This window comes from Niallia sp. M35 (assembly GCF_050971705.1).
Classification (GTDB): domain Bacteria; phylum Bacillota; class Bacilli; order Bacillales; family Cytobacillaceae; genus Niallia; species Niallia circulans_A.
Genome location: NZ_JBPCEP010000008.1, coordinates 177,041 through 195,823 on the forward strand (window position 1 = coordinate 177,041; position 18,783 = coordinate 195,823).

Here is an 18,783-nt window from a genome sequence, read left to right on the forward strand (position 1 = left end):
ACGTACAAGATAAGTTCGTGTGATTGTTCGAGGTTTTATTAATTTTAAGTAAAAAAGGTTTGTGGTGATCACCCGCAGACTGAATAAACGATTTTCAAATCCAGATTTTTAATGATAGAAATGGACTTGATTATATTTTGGGAGGTTAAACATTAAAAACCTTATCCTGCAACCATTAGAAAATCAATTGTCTTTTTTTATTGCATACTTAAATTTATCTCCACGCAAAACTTGTTTGGAAATATGCAAGGGATTGTTGTGTGTGTCATAAACCTTATCTTTTACCAACATGAGAGCAGAGCCCCGAGGTATATCTAATAAGTTAGATTCTTCTAATGTTGCATAACAAATTTCAATTGTCTTGCTGCCTGTATAAGGGGTGATACTGTACTTATCTTCTAAAACAGCATAAAGGGATCCATTCAAATTTTCATCTTTTAATGAATCAAACTTTTTGGTGAAAAACACTGTTTCAATTCCAATCGGTAAATTATCCACAATCCGGAGTCTTTCGATAATTAAAATATCTTCTGGTTCTGTTAGATTAAAGAATTCTATTTCTTGTTCCGTAGCTTTACGATAATAAACTTTTTGTGTTTTAGTTGTTAAAGTTTTTCCAAGTGTCTCCACGTTGCTAGTAAAACTCATAAAAACTCGATTATTTTGTTCGAGCATGGGGGCAGCTACAAATGTACCTTTCCCATGTATTTTAACAAGTAAATCTTCTTCTACTAAAATTGAAATGGCTTTTCTTACAGTGCTTCTACTTATTTCGTACATTTCACTTAATTCGAATTCTGAAGGAATACGCTCATCTTGTTTAAATTTCCCCTCATAAATATCTTTTCTAATTGTTTCCGCTAATTGGTGGTAAAGTGGTTTACTACTAGTTATATTTAAATTTTCCATATGAATGCCTCACTAACAATTTTAGTTATATAATACCTAAAAATGCATACAAGTGCAAATGAGATATTTCTAAAGTTGTATGCTGTTGTATCTAATTATAGAAGAGTATATCAGGGTGAAACAAAATGAAAACAGTTACTTTGATAAAACTTGTATGTAGATATATCTAAAATATGTTTACATGGAGGAAAGTATATGCTATTATGATCTTGTCCTTAGGCAGACATCATAGGACATCACAAAATAAAAAGGAGATTGTTAAAATGAATGTTAACGAAATTTTAGTAGAGATTTTAGAGAAGAAAAAAGAAAATGGTGGAATTAAAAATGTTGTATGGATTGCAGCGGGTGGATCTAATGGTGGGTTTTATCCAGCACAATATTTTATGGATAGAGAATCAACAACCATTCGATCACAAATGTTTTCCAGTAATGAATTTGTTTATGCTCCGCCAAAGTTTTGTGGTCAGGATACATTAGCAGTACTATGTTCAATGAGAGGAACTCCTGAAACAATAGAGGCTGCTAGAGTGGCAAAAGAACTTGGTGCTACAACAATTGGATTATATGTTGAACCATCTGGATTGACAGAAACATGTGAATATAACATCCAATATGAGAGTATTGCGATTGATTCAAGTAAAACAGAGAGGGTCAATTCCAGTTTCGGTTTACAGATTGCTATCACATTATTGCATTTATTGGAAAATTATGAAGGATACGATGATGCGATGGAAGGCTTTGAAATAGTAGATACTATTTATAGAGATGCTGTGGAATATACAACTCCACTGGCAAAAGCTTGGGCGGAACAAAACAAAAACGAACAAAGTATTCACGTTATGGCGAGCGGTCCAGCAATGGGATCTGCATATATATTCTCTATATGCAATCTAATGGAAATGGTGCAAAAGGATTCCCCTACTGTAAATAGCTGTGAATTTTTTCATGGGCCGTTTGAAACTATTGATAAAAACACTTCGGTATTTTTATTAGCCTCTGAGGGCAGAGTGCGTTCTGCAGATGAAAGAGTAATTAAGTTTTTAAAGAGATATGGTGGAGAAAAAGTATATGTCCTTGATGCTAAAGAATTAGGAATTAATAGAATAAAGGACTCGGTTTCTGAATATTTCAACCATATTTTATTTTCCCCTATTTTAAATAATGTATATCTAAGACAACTATCTTATGCTACTAAAAATGATTATATGACCCGTAGATATATGTGGAAAGTTGAATATTAAGATAGTTTTCTAGAAAACTATTATTGAATAAATCAGTATGTCAGCTTGAGAAGGAGGTAATCTATTTGAGGAGATTTTTATTAGCCTCGCACGCCAATTTTGCAGAAGGAATTTACGGTTCATTGAGGTTAATCATGGGTGATCAGCCCAATGTAGAGTTTCTTTGTGCATATATGACAGAAGATTTTGACTTGAACAAAGAAATATCTTTCATTCTAGAAAACTTAAAACCAGAAGATGAATTAATTGTTGTAACCGATCTCTTAGGGGGGAGTGTTAACAATGAATTTATGAATTATGTTAATAGAATGGATAAGAAAGTCTTCGTAGTATCAGGACTTAATTTAGGATTATTAATTACCCTATTATCAAGACAATTTGAAGAAAAGGATACAGGACAAATTATTGTTGAATCAATAGATGAATCCAAGGAATCTATTTGTTTATGCAATAAAATCCTAGAAGATTCTCAAAATATAGATGATGAGTTTTAGAAATGAGGGAAGGTTATGATTTTATTAACGAGAGTGGATCATCGTTTATTACATGGACAAGTTGCTGTTTCTTGGACATCAATGCTCGGTGCAGATTGCATTTTAATTGCCAATGATGAACTAATGAAAAATGACCTAAAAAAAACAACAATGAAGTTAGCTAAACCGGCTAATGTTAAATTAGTCATAAAAAATATCGAGGATTCGATTAAAGCAATTCAAAGCGGAGCAACCGATAAATATAAATTATTTATTGTTGTTGAATCTATTGCAGATGCCGCTAAGTTATCGGAAGCCATTCCAGAAATAAAGCAAATTAATTTAGGTGGAATAAAGGCAAAAGAAGGATCAAGAAATGTTTCGAAAGCAATTAATGTTCTACCAGAGGAAGAACAATTACTGAAAGAAATGTTGATGCGAAATGTGGAAATTGAGATAAGACAAATTCCTAATGATAAGAAAATTTTGGCCAAAAATGTACTGTAATGCATATAAAAAAGGGTGTTCCTACCCTTTTTTATATGCAAGCATTTTGTTTCCTGAGTGTTTTTTATAAGAATTAATAAGGAGGGATAAATGGTGTTAGAGGTTATATTAATATTTCTCATTGCATGTTTTGGATATAGTGATTATTTTACAGGAAAAACATTACAAACACGACCGATCGTTTTAGGACCACTTGTAGGATTGGCTTTAGGGAATTTAGAAGCTGGATGTATAATTGGTGCCACTCTGGAGCTAGCGTTTATGGGGGCCGTTGGTGTTGGAGCAGCACTTCCTCCTGAAGTCGTTTCGGGGAGTGTTCTCGGTACTGCTTTTGCCATTATTGGGGATAAAGATGCCGGGATGGCAGTCGCATTAGGTTTGCCGATCGCTATGCTTGTTATGATGCTCCGCAACTTTCTTTTTATCGCTATTGTTCCATTATTTGCAAATAAGGCAGATAAGTATGCGGCTGCAGGAGATCTTAAAGGGGTAAGCAGAATGCACTGGTATGGTGGTATATTTGGAATGTATCTTCCTTTAGCAATTTTGACCACGCTTTCATTCTATTTAGGATCGAATGTAATGGAAAATGTTTTAAATATGATTCCAACCTTTATTCAAGATGGACTATCTATTTCGGCGGGAATTCTGCCTGCGCTTGGTTTCGCCATTCTGCTTCGGATGATTTTGAATAAAAAAATTGTTCCGTTTTTATTCATAGGTCTTATCCTAACAGCTTATCTCAATTTGCCTGTTCTTGCTGTAGCTATATTAGCTGTTTGTATTGTTTTCATTATGTCTCAAACGAGTGAAAAACAGATGGCTGTCGGAAATAATGAAATGGAGGTAGAGGATGATGACTTCTAATAGGAGCAATGTTTCTAATAAAGGACTTGGTGAAAAGACAGGGCTGGAAACTACGACAATTACTAAAAGTGACTTAAGGAAAGTCTTTTGGAGATCTTTGCCTTTTGAAATCTCCTGGAACTATGTAAGACAAGGCCATATGGGATTTGCCTCATCCATGATACCTATAATTGAAAAATTATATAAAAATAACAAAGAAGAGAAAGCAAAGGCATTACAAAGGCATATGGAATTTTTTAATATTACAGTTTATTTTTCAACGTTAGTATTAGGTATTATAACAGCAATGGAAGAAAAAAGAGCAAGGGATCCCAAAAACTTTGATATCGATTCGATCAATAATGTCAAAGTAAGTTTGATGGGTCCATTGTCAGGAATAGGAGATTCAATTTTCTTAGGAACACTTCGCATTATTGCAGCTGGAATTGGAGCATCACTAGCCTTAAATGGAAGTCTTTTAGGTGCCATTCTTTTTTTACTGATATACAATATCCCAGCACTTGGAATGAGATATTTTGGAATGATGAAAGGTTATGAACTAGGAGCAGGTTTATTAGATAAAATTCAAAAGTCCGGTTTAATGGAGAGAATTACAAATTCCACAGCGATATTAGGTTTAATGACAATAGGGTCAATGATTGCGACAATGGTTGTTGTAAAAGTACCCCTGAAATTTGGTACTGGTGATGCAGTGACGAAAGTACAAGATATCTTAGATGGAATCATGCCTAGTCTCTTACCCATTGGTGTTACCTTCTTAATTTACTGGTTGCTTGGTAAAAAAATAAAGACAACTTGGCTGTTAATGGGAATTATCATTGTTTCAATTATCTTTGCATGGTTAGGCATCCTTGCTCCATAAACAGTTTTTATCTTCAAATTAAAAATGGCAGGTGATTAGACCTGCCATTTTTTCTATAGCATTTTTTGAAGAAAATAAAAAACCTATCATATTGATATGATAGGTCAGACTGTAGACAAACAGAGATTTGATTACTTCTTCATCTTTTTTATAACGGAACATCAAGGATTGTTAAAACTTGCGGCTATACATAAAGATACACACAAAAATACATTAAGGCACTCCCTGCTAATACGAATAGGTGCCAAATAGCATGGAAATAGGGAATCTTTTGCATAACGTAGAAGATGCTTCCAATAGTATATAAAAGGCCGCCCCCTACGAGAAGCATAAAGCCAGTGGTGCCGATGGCATGATATAACGGGACGATTGCCATCACAATCAGCCAGCCCATAATAACATACAAGATGGTTGAAGTAACAATATATTTTTTTACATAATAACATTTAAAGACAATACCAATAATGGCTAATGCCCATACGATTCCAAATAGTGTCCAGCCTAACCCGCCACGGATAGCAACTAAAACAAAAGGAGTATAGGTACCTGCGATTAAAAGATAGATTGAAGAATGATCGAGGATCTCGAAAAAATCTTTCACTTTTTCATGGGTAATGCTATGCAAAAGGGTGGAGCATAAATATAGGATAATCATAGTTGCTCCAAAAATAGAAAAACTGACGATTCTCCAGGGATTATCTGTTTCAACTGCATTAATGATCAGCATCACTAGCGCCGGTATACTTAACAGAAAGCCAATCCCATGGGTAATACTATTTGCAATCTCTTCTTTTAATGAGAAATCTTTAATCGAAAAATTCATAACTTTATTCACTCCTTATCCCTTAATTGTAATGGATTTCTTTCATAAAAACAAACAATTGCCGAATATGCCGTAGTCAATAATTTTACGCAATCAAAAATGTTTAAAAAAAAAGAAAATTTAAAATTTTGTTAGTGATAAAAGAATAATTCATGGTATAATGTACAAATTAAAATTGTTAGAAATGAGGGTGTGGAAATGGAACAAAATGTAATGAAAAAATGGGTGCAATTAGAGGATATTATTATTGCATACCAAGGTATTAAAGACATAGTAGCCCATACTCCCTTACAAAAAAATTATCGGTTATCCGAAAAATATGATTGCAACATTTATTTAAAAAGGGAAGATTTACAGCATGTGCGTTCCTTTAAACTAAGGGGTGCTTTTTATTCCATGAAGATGCTGGAAAAAGAGAAAATGAAAAATGGAGTAGTTTGTGCAAGTGCAGGAAATCATGCGCAAGGTGTAGCCTACTCTTGTCGTTATTTAAATGTGCATGGGAAAATATTCATGCCTGCAACAACACCAAAGCAAAAGGTTACACAAGTTAAAATGTTTGGCAAAGAAAATGTAGAAATTGTTTTAACAGGTGATACGTTCGATGATTCATATGTTGAAGCAGTTGCCTGTGCAGAAGCGGAAGAAAGAGCATTTATCCATCCATTTAATGATGAAAATGTTATTGCCGGACAAGGCACAATGGCAATAGAAATGATGAATGATATTGACGTCCCGATTGATTTTGTGTTTGCAAGTATCGGAGGCGGTGGTTTAATGGCAGGGTTAAGTACATACATGAAAAGCGTTTCTCCAGCAACGAAAATGATTGGTGTTGAACCAGCTGGTGCCCCTTCGATGAAGGAAGCCTTGATTAGAAATAAAGTAGTAACATTGAACAAAATTGATAAATTCGTAGATGGAGCAGCAGTCAAAAGTGTTGGACAAAAGAATTTTGAAATTTGCAGAGATTATGTAGATGATATCGTATTAGTACCTGAAGGCAAAGTATGTACCTCTATTTTGTCTTTATATAATGAGCATGCCATTGTCGCCGAACCGGCTGGAGCTCTCCCAGTTGCTGCTCTAGACTTGTATAAGGAAAAAATAAAAGGCAAAAATGTTGTGGTTGTCATTAGCGGTGGTAATAATGACATTGATCGCATGCAGGATATTAAAGAACGCTCTTTATTATATGAAGGATTATTATATCACTTTATTGTTAATTTTCCGCAAAGGGCTGGTGCTCTAAGAGAGTTTTTAGATGATGTTTTGGGACCTGATGACGATATTGTCCGATTTGAATATGTTAAAAAGAATAATAAGGAAAGTGGACCTGCACTTGTCGGTTTAGAACTGAAAAATAGGGATGATTACAGAGAATTAATTGAAAGAATGGATAAAAAGGGATTTCCGTATACGGAAGTGAATAGAGATTCTAACTTATTCCATTTACTAGTATAATATCTATTTAATAGGACCATGCGTGGTTATTATGCGCATGGTTTTTTGATCATGTATCATTATTATTGTTTATAAAGTCTTTGTAGTCAGTTAATTCGCCATGGATTGTGATTCAATTCACAGGTTACGAAATGCTTAATTTGTGGTATAGTGGGTAATATATGCTCAATAAAATAAAATACACAGTAGCATAGGAAAATAATAAAAATAAATGTATAATAAAGTAAGCGCTTAATTGAAAAATGAAATGATTAATAGGAAGTGTGAAATGAGAAAAATCAAAATTGTAACAGATTCAACGGTAGATTTATCGCAAGAAATTTTAGAAGAATATGAAATTGAGGTAGTATCTTTATCTATTTATATTGATAATAAATCATACTTGGATCGAGTAGATATATCACCTGCGGAATTTATTGATAAGATGATAGAAGCAGATGAGTTACCAAAAACCTCTCAGCCATCTGTTGGCACTTTTGTGGAAAAATATGATGAACTTGCAGACGAAGGATATGATATTATATCTATTCATATGACGGGTGGAATGAGTGGGACAGTAGAATCAGCTAAAAGTGCCAGCCAATTAACAAAGGGAACGGTCTTTGTTGTAGACTCGGAATTTATTTCTAAAGGTTTATCTTTTCAAGTATTAGAAGCAGCAGAAATGGTGAAAAATGGGCATAATGCAGCTGAAATTTTGCAAAGATTAAATCATGTAAAAAAACATACGAAACTTTTTGTTGTAGTAGATACATTAGAGAATTTAATGAAGGGCGGAAGAATTGGAAAAGGGAAAGCTTTTCTCGGCTCTTTATTAAATATTAAACCCATTGCAACTCTAGAGGAAGGTGTATATACACCTGTGGCAAAAGTACGAAGTCGTTCACAAGCAGTGAAGTTTTTAGCTAGTGCCTTTACGGAAGACAGCATCGGAAAAAAAATCAAAGGGGTAGGGATTACACACGCAGGAAGCCTAGATGTTGCGCTTAAATTAAAAGAGGCAATAGAAAAGGCTACTGGTTTTAATAGAGTTGATATTGACTATACAACTCCTATCATTTCCACACATACCGGACCAGGAGCAATCGGGTTTAGTTATTATATGGAATAATCCTTCTTTTATTGTTTGTAGGATTCAGTAAAAGGCAGATTGCTGCTCCATAAAATAGAATGTAGTGTTTATTACACCTTTTTTAACAACAATTTAAAAAGAATAAAAGCCAAGCGGTCATACGAAATTTCCTGTGATTGTTTGGCTTTTTTCTGTCCAATTACTTGTATCTGATCTGCTTATATTTTTTGAGGGTAAAAGTAGACTTCTTTTATTCGTTAGGAGAAAGACCTATCATGACCCTTCATTTTTAAAATTAGTGAATTAAATAAAAAATGGGGTAATTAAAGGGATTTTAAGCGAAATTGTCGAATCAACATATAAATTAAGATTACGAACATAAATAAATAACGATATATAATTCAATTGTAATTAGAAGAAGTAATTCAAATATCGTATGTCTCTTGTAGACTAAGGAATATAAGAAATAGGTGGCCAGTATGATAAAAAAATTTTATACTATTCCGTTTGTGAATAAATATCAAGTTATTTCTTTTTTTCTGCCTTTTTTTCTTCTCATGCTTTTTGTAACATTCGTTTTTTATTGCCAGTATAAAGAGTGGAAGACAAATTTTGAAAAGGATGGGGAAGAAATCCTAACTCTATTAAGTAATAATGCTTCCTTGCAAATGCGGGAAGCGAAAAGGACTGATTCAAAGCAGCTACTACAAAATATGATCAACTCTTCAGATTTTAATAAAAATAATTCCGAAATAAAGAAACTCATGTATATATCGGTGTTAGCAGAAAATGAGAAGCAAAATCATATAGCTGTCATCTCTCAACAAAATCAAAAAATAGGAATTCATTATGTTGATACTATAGCAGATAAAATAATGCCAACATATAAGAGAACAATTACCATGCATGAAATTCAGCACAGTAACATATACAAACTTAATAAAGACCATTATATGAGCTCTTTCATTCCTATTAATGATAAAAAAGGACAATTGATGGGCGTTGTCGGGATGGAAAGGAAGCTCAATGACCAGTTTTATTTTCTGAAAGAACTCGCACTTCAAACGATATTCTTCCTTTTAATTAGTTTTATCTTCCTTTTTATTTATATAAGAAAATGGTTAAATAAAATCCTTCACCCTATTAACAAAATGATGGTAGGTTTGAATGAAATAAGTGGTGGGAATTTTGATGTTAAGATGGATATAAATGATAACAAAGAATTACAAGGGCTGATGAAAAATTATAATGAAGTTGTTGATAATCTTGCGTCTCTTTTTTATCGTTTAACCAATACTGCTAAAGAGCTTGGAACAATATCAAAGGATTTTCAACTCACTACAATGGAAGAAGCACTTAGGCAAATGGATAATATTGTAGATTTTTTGAAAATTAATAAAGAATTACAAAAAGCGGAGAAAATGAATGCAGTTGGTCAGCTTGCTGCATCCGTTGCTCATGAAATAAGAAATCCGATGACTGTCGTCAAAGGCTTTTTGCAAATTTTTTATGCAAAAGAACATATGAGTGAAGAAGAAAGAACATATATTAAATTAATGATTGAGGAAATGAATCGCGCAGAAACAATTATTAATGATTATTTGTCTTTAGCAAAGCCTGATGTGGAACAATCACAAAAGGTTAATGGAAGAGACTTGGCAAACAAAGTTATTGACTTAATGCACTCTTATGCAATGATGAGTAAAGGTATCCACTTTAAAAAGAATATTCAACAAGTATACATAGAAGCTAATAATAATGAATTAAAGCAAGTACTTATAAATATTTTAAAAAATGCAATTGAGGCAATGAAAAATGGAGGAACGATAACCATTAACCTTTATCCAGCAAAGGAATATGGGGTATTTGAAATAGAGGATACTGGAATTGGAATGACAGAAGAAGAGATAAACCGATTAGGTACTGCGTTTTATTCGTTAAAAGAAAAGGGTACTGGGATGGGTTTAATGGTTTGTTATCAGATGGTTGAGCAGATGAAAGGGTATATTGAAGTACAAAGTGAAAAAGGTAGGGGCACGTTATTTAGAATTTTCATCCCTCTCTATCTTAGTGAGTAAAAAAGTAATTCTTCTTATATATAGATGGAATATAGAGTTTCATAAAAGAAAAAGTTTTTAATGGGAGAATTTTTTTCGCAGTGATTAGGATGCATATTGGGAGCTTATTGGAAAAAAATAAGTGCATAAATTCATTTCGAATTCTCTTCAATATGCTATACTATAAAAAATGAAGGTAGGTGAAAAGATGAAAAAACCATTTACCTTTCTTGTTTTATTATTTTCTCTTTTAATGCTTGTTTCCTGCTCCAATCAGACACTCTATAATACAGAAAAAGATATGGTAGTTATGAATAAAAAGGATATACCAGTCAGCTTTTTACCAAAAGATTTATCAATAGTATCTGTTGGAGATTCTCTTACACAAGGTGTTGGTGACAGCACTGGAAAAGGGGGATATGTTCCATATCTGCAAACTTTACTTGAAGAAACCAAAGGAGTAAATAAGGCGGATTTTTTGAATTATGGGGTAAGAGGCAACAGGTCTGATCAGTTATTAAAAAGAATTAAAACAGAGGAAGTTAGTGAGTCAATTAAAAAAGCAGACGGTGTTATTATTACGATTGGCGGAAATGATATTATGAAAGTCGTCCGGAATAATATTACCAATTTGCAAATGGATTCATTTTTGGCACAATTAAGCGAGTATGAAGAAAATCTCAATAATGTTTTGGCTAGTATACGAGAATACAATCCTAAAGCTGTCGTAATATTAGTTGGGGTCTATAACCCATTTATCAAGATGTTTTCTGATATCAAAGAAATGAATCAAATTGTGGCCGATTGGAATAGCACGAGTGAAGGGGTATTAGCAAAATATAAGCATACATATTTCGTTAGTATCGAGAATATTTTTGAAAATCCAACGTCAGATTTACTGTATGAAGATTATTTTCATCCTAATGACAAGGGGTATCAGCTTATTGCTGAAGCCATCTACGAAAAGATGTTAACAGCACCACTAGCTGATATACTAGAGAATTTGCAGACGGAGAATTGAGGAGAAAAGGTTGTTTAAGAATAAGTGGAAACTAGCATTTTTAACATTAGCAGGTGCTCTTGTACTGGGAATCATATATATAGCGATAATGATATTTAAACCAGTGGAGAAGACACCGATAATAAAGCAGCAAGGAGAAGAAGTTCCATTTGCTGTTACGACAAATCGAGAGGATTTGACGAAGTTAATTAATCATTTTCTAGAAAAAGAAGGGCTTAATGGTCCGATTCATTATGAAATAAATATAGCGGATCAAGTAGAGCTATATGGAACGATGCCAATTTTTCATACAGATATTCAAATGAAATTAACATTTGAACCAATAGCATTAGAAAATGGGGATTTATTATTAAAACAGAAAGAAATAAGTATTGGTCATCTGCCGTTACCCGTATCTTATGTAATGAATTTTATTGAAAATCAATATAATTTTCCAGATTGGGTTGATATTCAGCCAAATGAAGAAGAAATATATGTTCATTTAACTAAGATGGACTTGAAAAACGGAATGTTAGTAGAGGCGAAAACATTTGATTTAGAGAAAAATATCATTCAATTTAATTTATTGCTGCCAACTGAATAAGTAATATTTGTAAGGCTATTTCTAAAAAATCTCCTGTCCAAGATGATAAATGATTATTGGTGGGAGATTTAAGAATAGCCTTTTTATGTTAACAGGAGAAAATTAATAATTCACAAGTTTTTTCATCAGTTCCTTCGACAATAAATCCACTATATGTTTTATCGGCTTCTAATTGGAGAGCAGGAAATTTCTTTAGTACTTCCTTTGTTTCTGCATTTCTTGCCTCTAAATAGACAGTCATTGGAAACAACCCTAAATAGGAACTTGCACCTTTATAAGGTATAGATGGAAATACGATATCTCCTTTTTGAACGGCGATATCAATGGTTGGCAGGTTTTCTGCCAGTTGAATGATCCGTAGTTTTGTTTCGTTTGCTGGTACAATTGGAAATTCAGGAAATAACTGTATTGTTAGGTTTCTTTCATTGCCGGCAAAAGCAAAAGTATGATATACATTACTATCTATCTTCAATATTTGACTAGATAATGGATCAATCTGCTTCCCAGTTTCATATATATCCAGTTGATATTTTCCAGTAGGTAATGTTAATTCATTACTCATCGTTTTAAACGATACTTCTTTTAACAGACATTTACCATTCATGTAAATATCAACAGTTGGCAAGTTATTAGTAGCTTGTAAGAATCTGACTTTTCCATACTCATTTTGCCTCTGGATATCCGAAACAATAGCAGACTTACTTTCCTTCTTTAAAGCATGGTTTAAGCTTTGAAGATGCTTATGATAATAATATACATGTAATTCAGGATTCGTATATTTATAGTAATCACTTAATACGTTATACATTCCGGCTTCCTGTATGGAGTGAAAATGATCTCTTGTCATCGAACTTCCTCCTCGTGTTCATATTTATCCTATTTTTCATTATGATTTAAAAGTAAACGCAGTCTGACAGATATAGAAAAGAGTCTTTTGAAAATAGAATATGCTAAAGATTAGGGAGAGTGCCTAATAAAATAGGCTTTACAATTTATTTGAATATTTATATAATAAAATTAATAAATGAAAGGGGCTGATGTTTTATGAGCAAAATTACATTTTTTATATCAATTATTCATATAGCATACAGCCCAAACGGTTACCTCAATAGATGAGATTTGTCATGAATAGATAGATGATACATTCTTATGTAGGGACTTCTAAATGTTTGTAGGGAAAACATGGGCTGTATGCACCATGTTTTTTTATTTTACAAATATTTGGAGGTCAATACATGGAATTAACCCAGATTGGTTTGAACGAAAATATTAAAGAAGCATTTGAGATGGTTGCAAAGGAAAATCAAATAATCGGCAGAATTTCTTTAGAACACAAAAGAATGTATCGAGTATGGACCGAATATGGTGAGCTGTTATGTGAAGTTTCCGGAAAATTAGCATACGTAGCAAAATCAAGAGAAGAATTACCTGCAGTAGGCGATTGGGTAATTGTTTCGCCGAGAATTCCTGAAGAAAAAGGAACCATTACAAACATATTGCCTCGAGTAAGCAAATTTTCTAGAAAAATAGCAGGTAATAGTACCGAAGAACAAATAGTAGCAGCCAATGTTGATACTATTTTCTTAGTTAATTCATTGAATGAAGATTTAAATATAAGAAGAATAGAGCGCTATTTAACTTTAACATGGGAAAGTGGAGCAAGTCCGGTCGTTGTTTTAACGAAAGCAGATTTAGCAGATGATATTAATGAAAAAGTTACTTTAGTAGAATCAGTAGCTTTTGGCGTTCCTATTATAGCAGTGAGTATTGTGAATAATATTGGATTAGAAACGTTGAAAACATTCCTTTCTCCAGGAAAGACAGTCGCTTTATTAGGTTCATCCGGTGTCGGGAAATCTACTTTGACAAATTATCTATGTGGATTCAATAAACAGGAAGTCCAAGGAATTAGAGAGACAGATGCAAAGGGACGGCATACGACAACAAACCGAGAGATGGTCTTGTTGCCGAATAGGGCAGTATTAATTGATACTCCTGGAATGAGGGAATTGCAATTATGGAATAGTGAGGAAGGTATTGCTAATAGTTTTTCTGAAATAGAAGCGTATGCAGCGTATTGTAAATTTCGAGATTGCCAGCATGAAAAGGAAATAGGCTGCGCAGTAAAGCTTGCTATTGAAAATGGGAAAATCGAAGAAGAACGATTACGCAGCTACAAAAAGCTGTTAAGGGAACTAGCTTTTCTTGAAAGACGACAAGATAAAAAAGCGCAATCAGATCAAAAGAAAATATGGAAAAAAAGGAATAACCAATTTAAGATAAAGTAATTATTACTTGATTACTTTTTTATTGTAAATCCCTTGGTCTTATGAATCAGGGGATTTACGTTCCTTTTAGAGACTTAATTTTTGCATATTTCTCTTATAAACATTAAGCTAATAGTGTGAAATCATGATGATGTGGGAATATAAGTGAGAGAAAGTTATTCAGGGGGGTATATAAGTGGATGAAAATGTAAAAGTAGCAACATTTGCAGGAGGATGTTTCTGGTGTATGGTTAAGCCTTTTGATCAGGAGCCAGGTATTATCAAAGTAGTTTCTGGGTATACAGGGGGACATAAAGAGAATCCAACCTACAAAGAAGTTTGTTCAGAAACGACGGGACATTATGAAGCAGTCCAAATTACATATGATCCACATGTTTTTTCGTATGAAAAATTGCTTAGTATTTATTGGCAGCAAATTGATCCAACTGATGCAGGCGGTCAATTCTATGATCGCGGGCAATCCTATCAAACAGCAATCTTTTACCATAGTGAGGATCAAAAGCAAGCAGCTGAAAAATCTAAACAACAATTAGAAGCAAGTGGGAGATTTAGTAAACCGATTGTGACTAAAATTCTTCCAGCATCAACTTTTTATCCTGCTGAGGATTATCATCAGGATTATTACAGAAAGAATCCTGAACATTATAATCGTTATCATATTGGTTCAGGACGTGCAGCATATATTGACGAGAATTGGAGCGATCAGTAATGGAAAAAGACAAACTAAAAGAAAAATTAACGCCCATACAATATGAAGTTACTCAAAACAATGGAACCGAACCACCATTCCGTAATGAATATTGGGATGAATTCGGTGATGGGATTTATGTAGATATTGTTTCAGGAAAACCATTATTCAGTTCACTTGATAAATATGATGCCGGCTGTGGGTGGCCAAGTTTTACAAAACCAATTGATGAAGAAGAATTAACAGAAAAGAAAGACACAAGTCATGGAATGATACGTACCGAAGTGAGAAGTAAAGAAGCTGATTCTCATCTAGGCCATGTATTTAATGATGGTCCGCAACCTACAGGCTTACGCTACTGCATGAATTCAGCAGCAATGAAATTTATTCCAAAAGAGGAATTAGAAGAAAAAGGATATGGTAAATATTTAACTTTATTTAGATAATAAAAGAAAAGGGGATGGGACAAAACAAAATATATATTGGATAAAGACGAACAATCTCTAATTCAGTGGTGAAACCAATTCGTTCCATTACACTACAGACACACGATGCGCCGGGGAGCAACCTAAGTCTCCTCGGTTAAAGCCTGTGGGGTCTTAGGCTTTGCTCTGCTTCCCGCAGGAGTCGAGTATCCTCCGTTCCATTTCACTCCTTTTTTAAAGCTTATTTAGTTTTTAAGCAAACTAAAATTAGTAGGAAAAAACAGAGCAGACTGAATACACGTAGACTCCTATGGGAGCTGCGAGAAAGTCCAAGACCCCGCAGGAACGAGGAGGCTTGGCGCTCGCCCCATGGAAAGCGAAGTGTATTCAGTCTGCGGGTGATTACCACAAACCTTTTTTCTTAAAATAAATAAAAACCCCCAAACAATTATACGAATATTTTCTAATATGTACGCATAATTGTTCGGGGGTATATCGGGTTGAAATACTTATGTCTCAATAAAAGAAAAGGGGATACCTATCAAGGCATCCCCTTTTCTTCAAGGAAGTAATTTTTTGCTAATTAGTGATAATAGAAGATATTTGGATCAAATGTTGATCGGTTATATTATATCTTGATTTATGTGCAGAAATTTGAAAAGTAACTTTATGGTCCGTATCTTTTAGACCGCTCGTGACATAAAGTGATCTTTCTTTTTTAAATGGCCACCATGTGGAAATAGTAGTTACATAGTTATTGTCTATAAAAACATCCATCATTCCGCCTTTTTCGCTTCTGATTACGTTTACCCCTAAAAAAGGACCAGTAAAATGATATTCAATATTAGCGCCAATCTTACTGGATGTATAATAACCATCTTTCTTTCGAAAAGAAGGATCGATTGATTCAATAGGATAACTGGTTTTCATCTCCAAACTAGATACCTCATTAACAGGTATAGTAGAAGTTAGTACTGTTTTTTTGTCGTGAATTGCTTTTTGCAGCGTATCAACGATTTCTTGAGCATATAGATAATACCCATAGTCATTTGGATGTACAAGATCATTTGTTAATCGCTCAGGCGATAATCTAGATTCTCGAAAAGGAAGTCTCATATCAATATTTGTTGCATAAAAATTTTTAGATAATTTTTTTATAACGTTCACAAAATCCTCATTATCCAGACTGCTTTCTGTGATTGTTATTAATTCTGCATCCGGATAACGGTACACAACCTCTTCTAATAAAGATTGATAAAAAAAATAAAATTGCTTATCATCCATATATTTTCGATCATTTTCTCCAAATACAATAAATACTAAATCAATATTATTAGATAAACTATTTTTCAATTTATATAATCCCTCAAATGCAGTGGCTCCGCTTTGAACTACTAACTGTTTCTTAAATGAGCCTCCATATTTTTTTGTTAAGCTCCTTTCCACAAGGTGAAACCATTTTCGATGGTTGTTGCTTGCGCCTGAACTCCTGCCAATACTATCGCCAACAATTAAATAGTTCACTTGTTTTCCATCAATAATTTTATCGTAGACATTTCTTTTCGGTTGTTCAGAATGAACCAATACATATGTCATGCTGATTATGACAATAAAAATGAGAGAGTAAATAAAATATTTCAAACCCTTTTTCATTTTGCTTTTTTATTACCCTCCTTATTAATTAACGAATATCAACTCTGTTCATTAAATTACCCTCCAGAAGTACAAGGTAACCAGTAATTTTATTGTATTTAGAAAGATTAGTAATTTAGGCTCTCCTGCTAATTGCTATAGAATGAGTTTAAATTCAGCTAAATCACTTGCACCATTATTTTCAATTATGTATAGTATACGTTATATCTATCGATCAAGGAAGGTGAGATCATGACTAAATCCTTTTATCATTTTCTTATGAAGTTTAGACATCCCGAACCAAATGATCAAATTAGCGAATTTGCGAATGAAGCTTATCTTGATCATGATTTCCCCAAAAATAGTTTTGATTATGATGAAATAAGCGATTATCTAGAATTAAATGGTCATTATCTTCCAAGCATGCGTATATTTGATGAGGCATGGGAGAAATATTTATTTCAAGAAGAAAAGAAGAATTATAGCTATTGATAACATCCAACGATAATTTGTTTGGATGTTTTTTTATTCTCAGATTGTGGCCAACCTAAAAGGTTAATTATTCCTTAAAATATTAAGAAAAAAGGAAGAGCTGCAGCCCGTACTTAAACATTGGAAAGTATTCTTCCTATTAACATATATACATATAATGAATAAACCGTTTAAGAAATGTTGGATAAATAACACAATTCAGAAGACAAAGAATTTTTATGCGCGAATAGTGATTTATTGCATATGATAGTAGTACCAAATAAGTGAAAGTATAGACGAAAAAGGATGGAAATTACATGGTAACTGAAGATAGGATTATATTCCTTTAATATCCCCCATCTTCATAGATCAAATATTCTACTCAAGAGTGTGGGGGAAAACCGCATAAATAGGCAATGCCACACAATCTTGTTTAGAGAGGATTTGTTATTATGGCGAATCGAAAAAAACCTAAATTCAAAATTGGTGATACTGTTGTGATCACGATATACGGAACAGTAGGAAAAATCACGGACGTAAAATATTTGGATCATATGCATGTATATGAAGTAAATAAAAGTGAAGGTTTATATTTGGAATCCAGTTTGCAAATGCTTTCTGAGTATGATGGTGAAATTATGGATTCAGAGAAAATTGATATTGAGTATCGTTTCTTTATTGGTGATTTAGTAAAAGTGAAAGGATATGGATCCAATCTTTTTAAAATAATGGGTTTTCGAACAGAAATTTGGAGATATAAAAATGATGCATGGGAAGATGTAATTTATGAGCTTTCTAGAGTAAGTGATGGAGAATGGCTAGAAGCAGGGGAAGATGAATTAACCTTGGTAGCAGATGCAGATAGCGCGGATTCATTTATACAAAAATTAGGACTACTCTATATATTGGATAAAAAACAAAAATCCATTGAGTTAAAAAAGTCAAATAGCTCTTTCCAGCAGACAGAAAAAGAATTATTAGAAAGAAGTAAGGAGAAGAAAGAGCTCATTGACGGATTGCTAGATATCTATAATGATTACAGTATTTTATATTCTTTATTCAAAGATATCGAATATGAACAGGTTATGAAGTTAACTCTTCGAAAACTCAAGTTGGTCAGCAGTAGATCTGATAAAGACAATGAAACGAAAATCTAGAATAATAGATAGATAAACATCGGTATGCTGTTAATGACTAGAAGGGCAAAAAGCTTTTGTAAAAGGGAATGAAAGATAGTGAGGATTTCACTGTTTTCTTCATTTAAATCTATTTTTATTTCTTCGAATAGGTATTGGATTTTATTCATTTTTCGATGCCTCCCTTTTTTATTTAAACTATATGTGGACCTGCTGCTGAACATGTCTACTTTTCCAATTAATTTTCTATAGACTAAAGAT

Annotated in this window: 20 protein-coding genes; 15 read left to right on the plus strand and 5 right to left on the minus strand. The window is 33.2% G+C overall.

Annotated elements, in window-relative coordinates:
* Nucleotides 1-183: 183 nt before the first annotated feature.
* Nucleotides 184-909, minus strand: coding sequence for a GntR family transcriptional regulator (locus NiCM35_RS12830; RefSeq protein ID WP_095332023.1), 726 nt, complete (start codon nucleotides 907-909; stop codon nucleotides 184-186).
* A gap of 263 nt (nucleotides 910-1,172) precedes the next feature.
* Between NiCM35_RS12830 and NiCM35_RS12835 the strand changes: the two genes are divergently transcribed.
* From NiCM35_RS12835 to NiCM35_RS12855, 5 genes are all read left to right on the plus strand, one after another.
* Nucleotides 1,173-2,153: an SIS domain-containing protein gene (locus tag NiCM35_RS12835; protein ID WP_123257812.1), complete on the plus strand. Its 981-nt coding sequence runs from the start codon at nucleotides 1,173-1,175 to the stop codon at nucleotides 2,151-2,153.
* 65 nt (nucleotides 2,154-2,218) lie between these two features.
* Nucleotides 2,219-2,647, plus strand: a complete 429-nt coding sequence (locus NiCM35_RS12840; protein ID WP_123257811.1) for a PTS sugar transporter subunit IIA — start codon at nucleotides 2,219-2,221, stop codon at nucleotides 2,645-2,647.
* 15 nt (nucleotides 2,648-2,662) lie between these two features.
* Nucleotides 2,663-3,133: a PTS sugar transporter subunit IIB gene (locus tag NiCM35_RS12845; RefSeq protein ID WP_095332029.1), complete on the plus strand. Its 471-nt coding sequence runs from the start codon at nucleotides 2,663-2,665 to the stop codon at nucleotides 3,131-3,133.
* A gap of 90 nt (nucleotides 3,134-3,223) precedes the next feature.
* Nucleotides 3,224-4,000, plus strand: a complete 777-nt coding sequence (locus tag NiCM35_RS12850; protein WP_213083968.1) for a PTS mannose/fructose/sorbose/N-acetylgalactosamine transporter subunit IIC — start codon at nucleotides 3,224-3,226, stop codon at nucleotides 3,998-4,000.
* A complete protein-coding gene (locus NiCM35_RS12855) occupies nucleotides 3,987-4,862 on the plus strand; it encodes a PTS system mannose/fructose/sorbose family transporter subunit IID (protein ID WP_249928290.1) in 876 nt (291 codons plus the stop codon). The genes NiCM35_RS12850 and NiCM35_RS12855 overlap by 14 nt, the downstream gene beginning before the upstream one ends.
* Before the next feature lie 184 nt (nucleotides 4,863-5,046).
* Here NiCM35_RS12855 and trhA read toward each other — a convergent pair whose 3' ends face one another.
* Nucleotides 5,047-5,685: a PAQR family membrane homeostasis protein TrhA gene (gene trhA / locus NiCM35_RS12860; RefSeq protein WP_047940453.1), complete on the minus strand. Its 639-nt coding sequence runs from the start codon at nucleotides 5,683-5,685 to the stop codon at nucleotides 5,047-5,049.
* A 198-nt stretch (nucleotides 5,686-5,883) separates the two neighbouring features.
* On the opposite strand from trhA, the gene ilvA reads away from it, so the two are divergent.
* The 5 genes from ilvA (at nucleotide 5,884) to NiCM35_RS12885 (ending at nucleotide 11,882) form a co-directional block, all read left to right on the plus strand.
* Entirely contained in the window at nucleotides 5,884-7,149 is a 1,266-nt protein-coding gene (gene ilvA, locus NiCM35_RS12865) for a threonine ammonia-lyase IlvA (RefSeq protein WP_095332031.1), read from the plus strand.
* Between the two features lie 268 nt (nucleotides 7,150-7,417).
* Nucleotides 7,418-8,260: a DegV family protein gene (locus NiCM35_RS12870; RefSeq protein WP_433779703.1), complete on the plus strand. Its 843-nt coding sequence runs from the start codon at nucleotides 7,418-7,420 to the stop codon at nucleotides 8,258-8,260.
* Nucleotides 8,261-8,700: 440 nt separating this feature from the next.
* The gene (locus tag NiCM35_RS12875; protein ID WP_095332035.1) at nucleotides 8,701-10,299 is read left to right on the plus strand and encodes a sensor histidine kinase; all 1,599 of its coding nucleotides are present in this window, start codon (nucleotides 8,701-8,703) and stop codon (nucleotides 10,297-10,299) included.
* 187 nt (nucleotides 10,300-10,486) lie between these two features.
* Nucleotides 10,487-11,299: an SGNH/GDSL hydrolase family protein gene (locus NiCM35_RS12880; RefSeq protein WP_095332037.1), complete on the plus strand. Its 813-nt coding sequence runs from the start codon at nucleotides 10,487-10,489 to the stop codon at nucleotides 11,297-11,299.
* Nucleotides 11,300-11,309: 10 nt separating this feature from the next.
* On the plus strand, nucleotides 11,310-11,882 hold the full coding sequence (locus tag NiCM35_RS12885; protein ID WP_095332039.1) for a YpmS family protein: 573 nt from the start codon (nucleotides 11,310-11,312) through the stop codon (nucleotides 11,880-11,882).
* Between the two features lie 88 nt (nucleotides 11,883-11,970).
* Here NiCM35_RS12885 and NiCM35_RS12890 read toward each other — a convergent pair whose 3' ends face one another.
* Nucleotides 11,971-12,729: a DUF4397 domain-containing protein gene (locus NiCM35_RS12890; RefSeq protein WP_249878370.1), complete on the minus strand. Its 759-nt coding sequence runs from the start codon at nucleotides 12,727-12,729 to the stop codon at nucleotides 11,971-11,973.
* 388 nt (nucleotides 12,730-13,117) lie between these two features.
* Between NiCM35_RS12890 and rsgA the strand changes: the two genes are divergently transcribed.
* The 3 genes from rsgA (at nucleotide 13,118) to msrB (ending at nucleotide 15,304) form a co-directional block, all read left to right on the plus strand.
* A complete protein-coding gene (gene rsgA / locus NiCM35_RS12895) occupies nucleotides 13,118-14,170 on the plus strand; it encodes a ribosome small subunit-dependent GTPase A (protein WP_433779705.1) in 1,053 nt (350 codons plus the stop codon).
* A gap of 175 nt (nucleotides 14,171-14,345) precedes the next feature.
* Nucleotides 14,346-14,879 (plus strand): peptide-methionine (S)-S-oxide reductase MsrA, encoded by a 534-nt coding sequence (gene msrA, locus NiCM35_RS12900; protein ID WP_095332045.1) that lies wholly within the window; start codon nucleotides 14,346-14,348, stop codon nucleotides 14,877-14,879.
* Nucleotides 14,879-15,304 (plus strand): peptide-methionine (R)-S-oxide reductase MsrB, encoded by a 426-nt coding sequence (msrB, locus tag NiCM35_RS12905; RefSeq protein ID WP_249878372.1) that lies wholly within the window; start codon nucleotides 14,879-14,881, stop codon nucleotides 15,302-15,304. Before msrA ends, msrB begins: the two co-directional genes overlap by 1 nt.
* 558 nt (nucleotides 15,305-15,862) lie before the next feature.
* On the opposite strand, the gene NiCM35_RS12910 is transcribed toward msrB, so the two are convergent.
* Nucleotides 15,863-16,936: an SGNH/GDSL hydrolase family protein gene (locus tag NiCM35_RS12910; RefSeq protein ID WP_123257807.1), complete on the minus strand. Its 1,074-nt coding sequence runs from the start codon at nucleotides 16,934-16,936 to the stop codon at nucleotides 15,863-15,865.
* A 231-nt stretch (nucleotides 16,937-17,167) separates the two neighbouring features.
* Between NiCM35_RS12910 and NiCM35_RS12915 the strand changes: the two genes are divergently transcribed.
* Nucleotides 17,168-17,407 (plus strand): YozE family protein, encoded by a 240-nt coding sequence (locus NiCM35_RS12915; protein ID WP_047940462.1) that lies wholly within the window; start codon nucleotides 17,168-17,170, stop codon nucleotides 17,405-17,407.
* A 431-nt stretch (nucleotides 17,408-17,838) separates the two neighbouring features.
* Complete coding sequence (locus NiCM35_RS12920) at nucleotides 17,839-18,543, plus strand: germination protein YodN (protein WP_095332055.1); 705 nt, start codon at nucleotides 17,839-17,841, stop codon at nucleotides 18,541-18,543.
* On the opposite strand, the gene NiCM35_RS12925 is transcribed toward NiCM35_RS12920, so the two are convergent.
* Nucleotides 18,540-18,692 carry a hypothetical protein gene (locus tag NiCM35_RS12925; protein ID WP_433779709.1) on the minus strand — a complete coding sequence of 51 codons (153 nt, stop codon included), beginning with the start codon at nucleotides 18,690-18,692 and terminating at the stop codon, nucleotides 18,540-18,542. The two genes, NiCM35_RS12920 and NiCM35_RS12925, sit on opposite strands and share 4 nt — an antisense overlap.
* Nucleotides 18,693-18,783 lie beyond the last annotated feature (91 nt).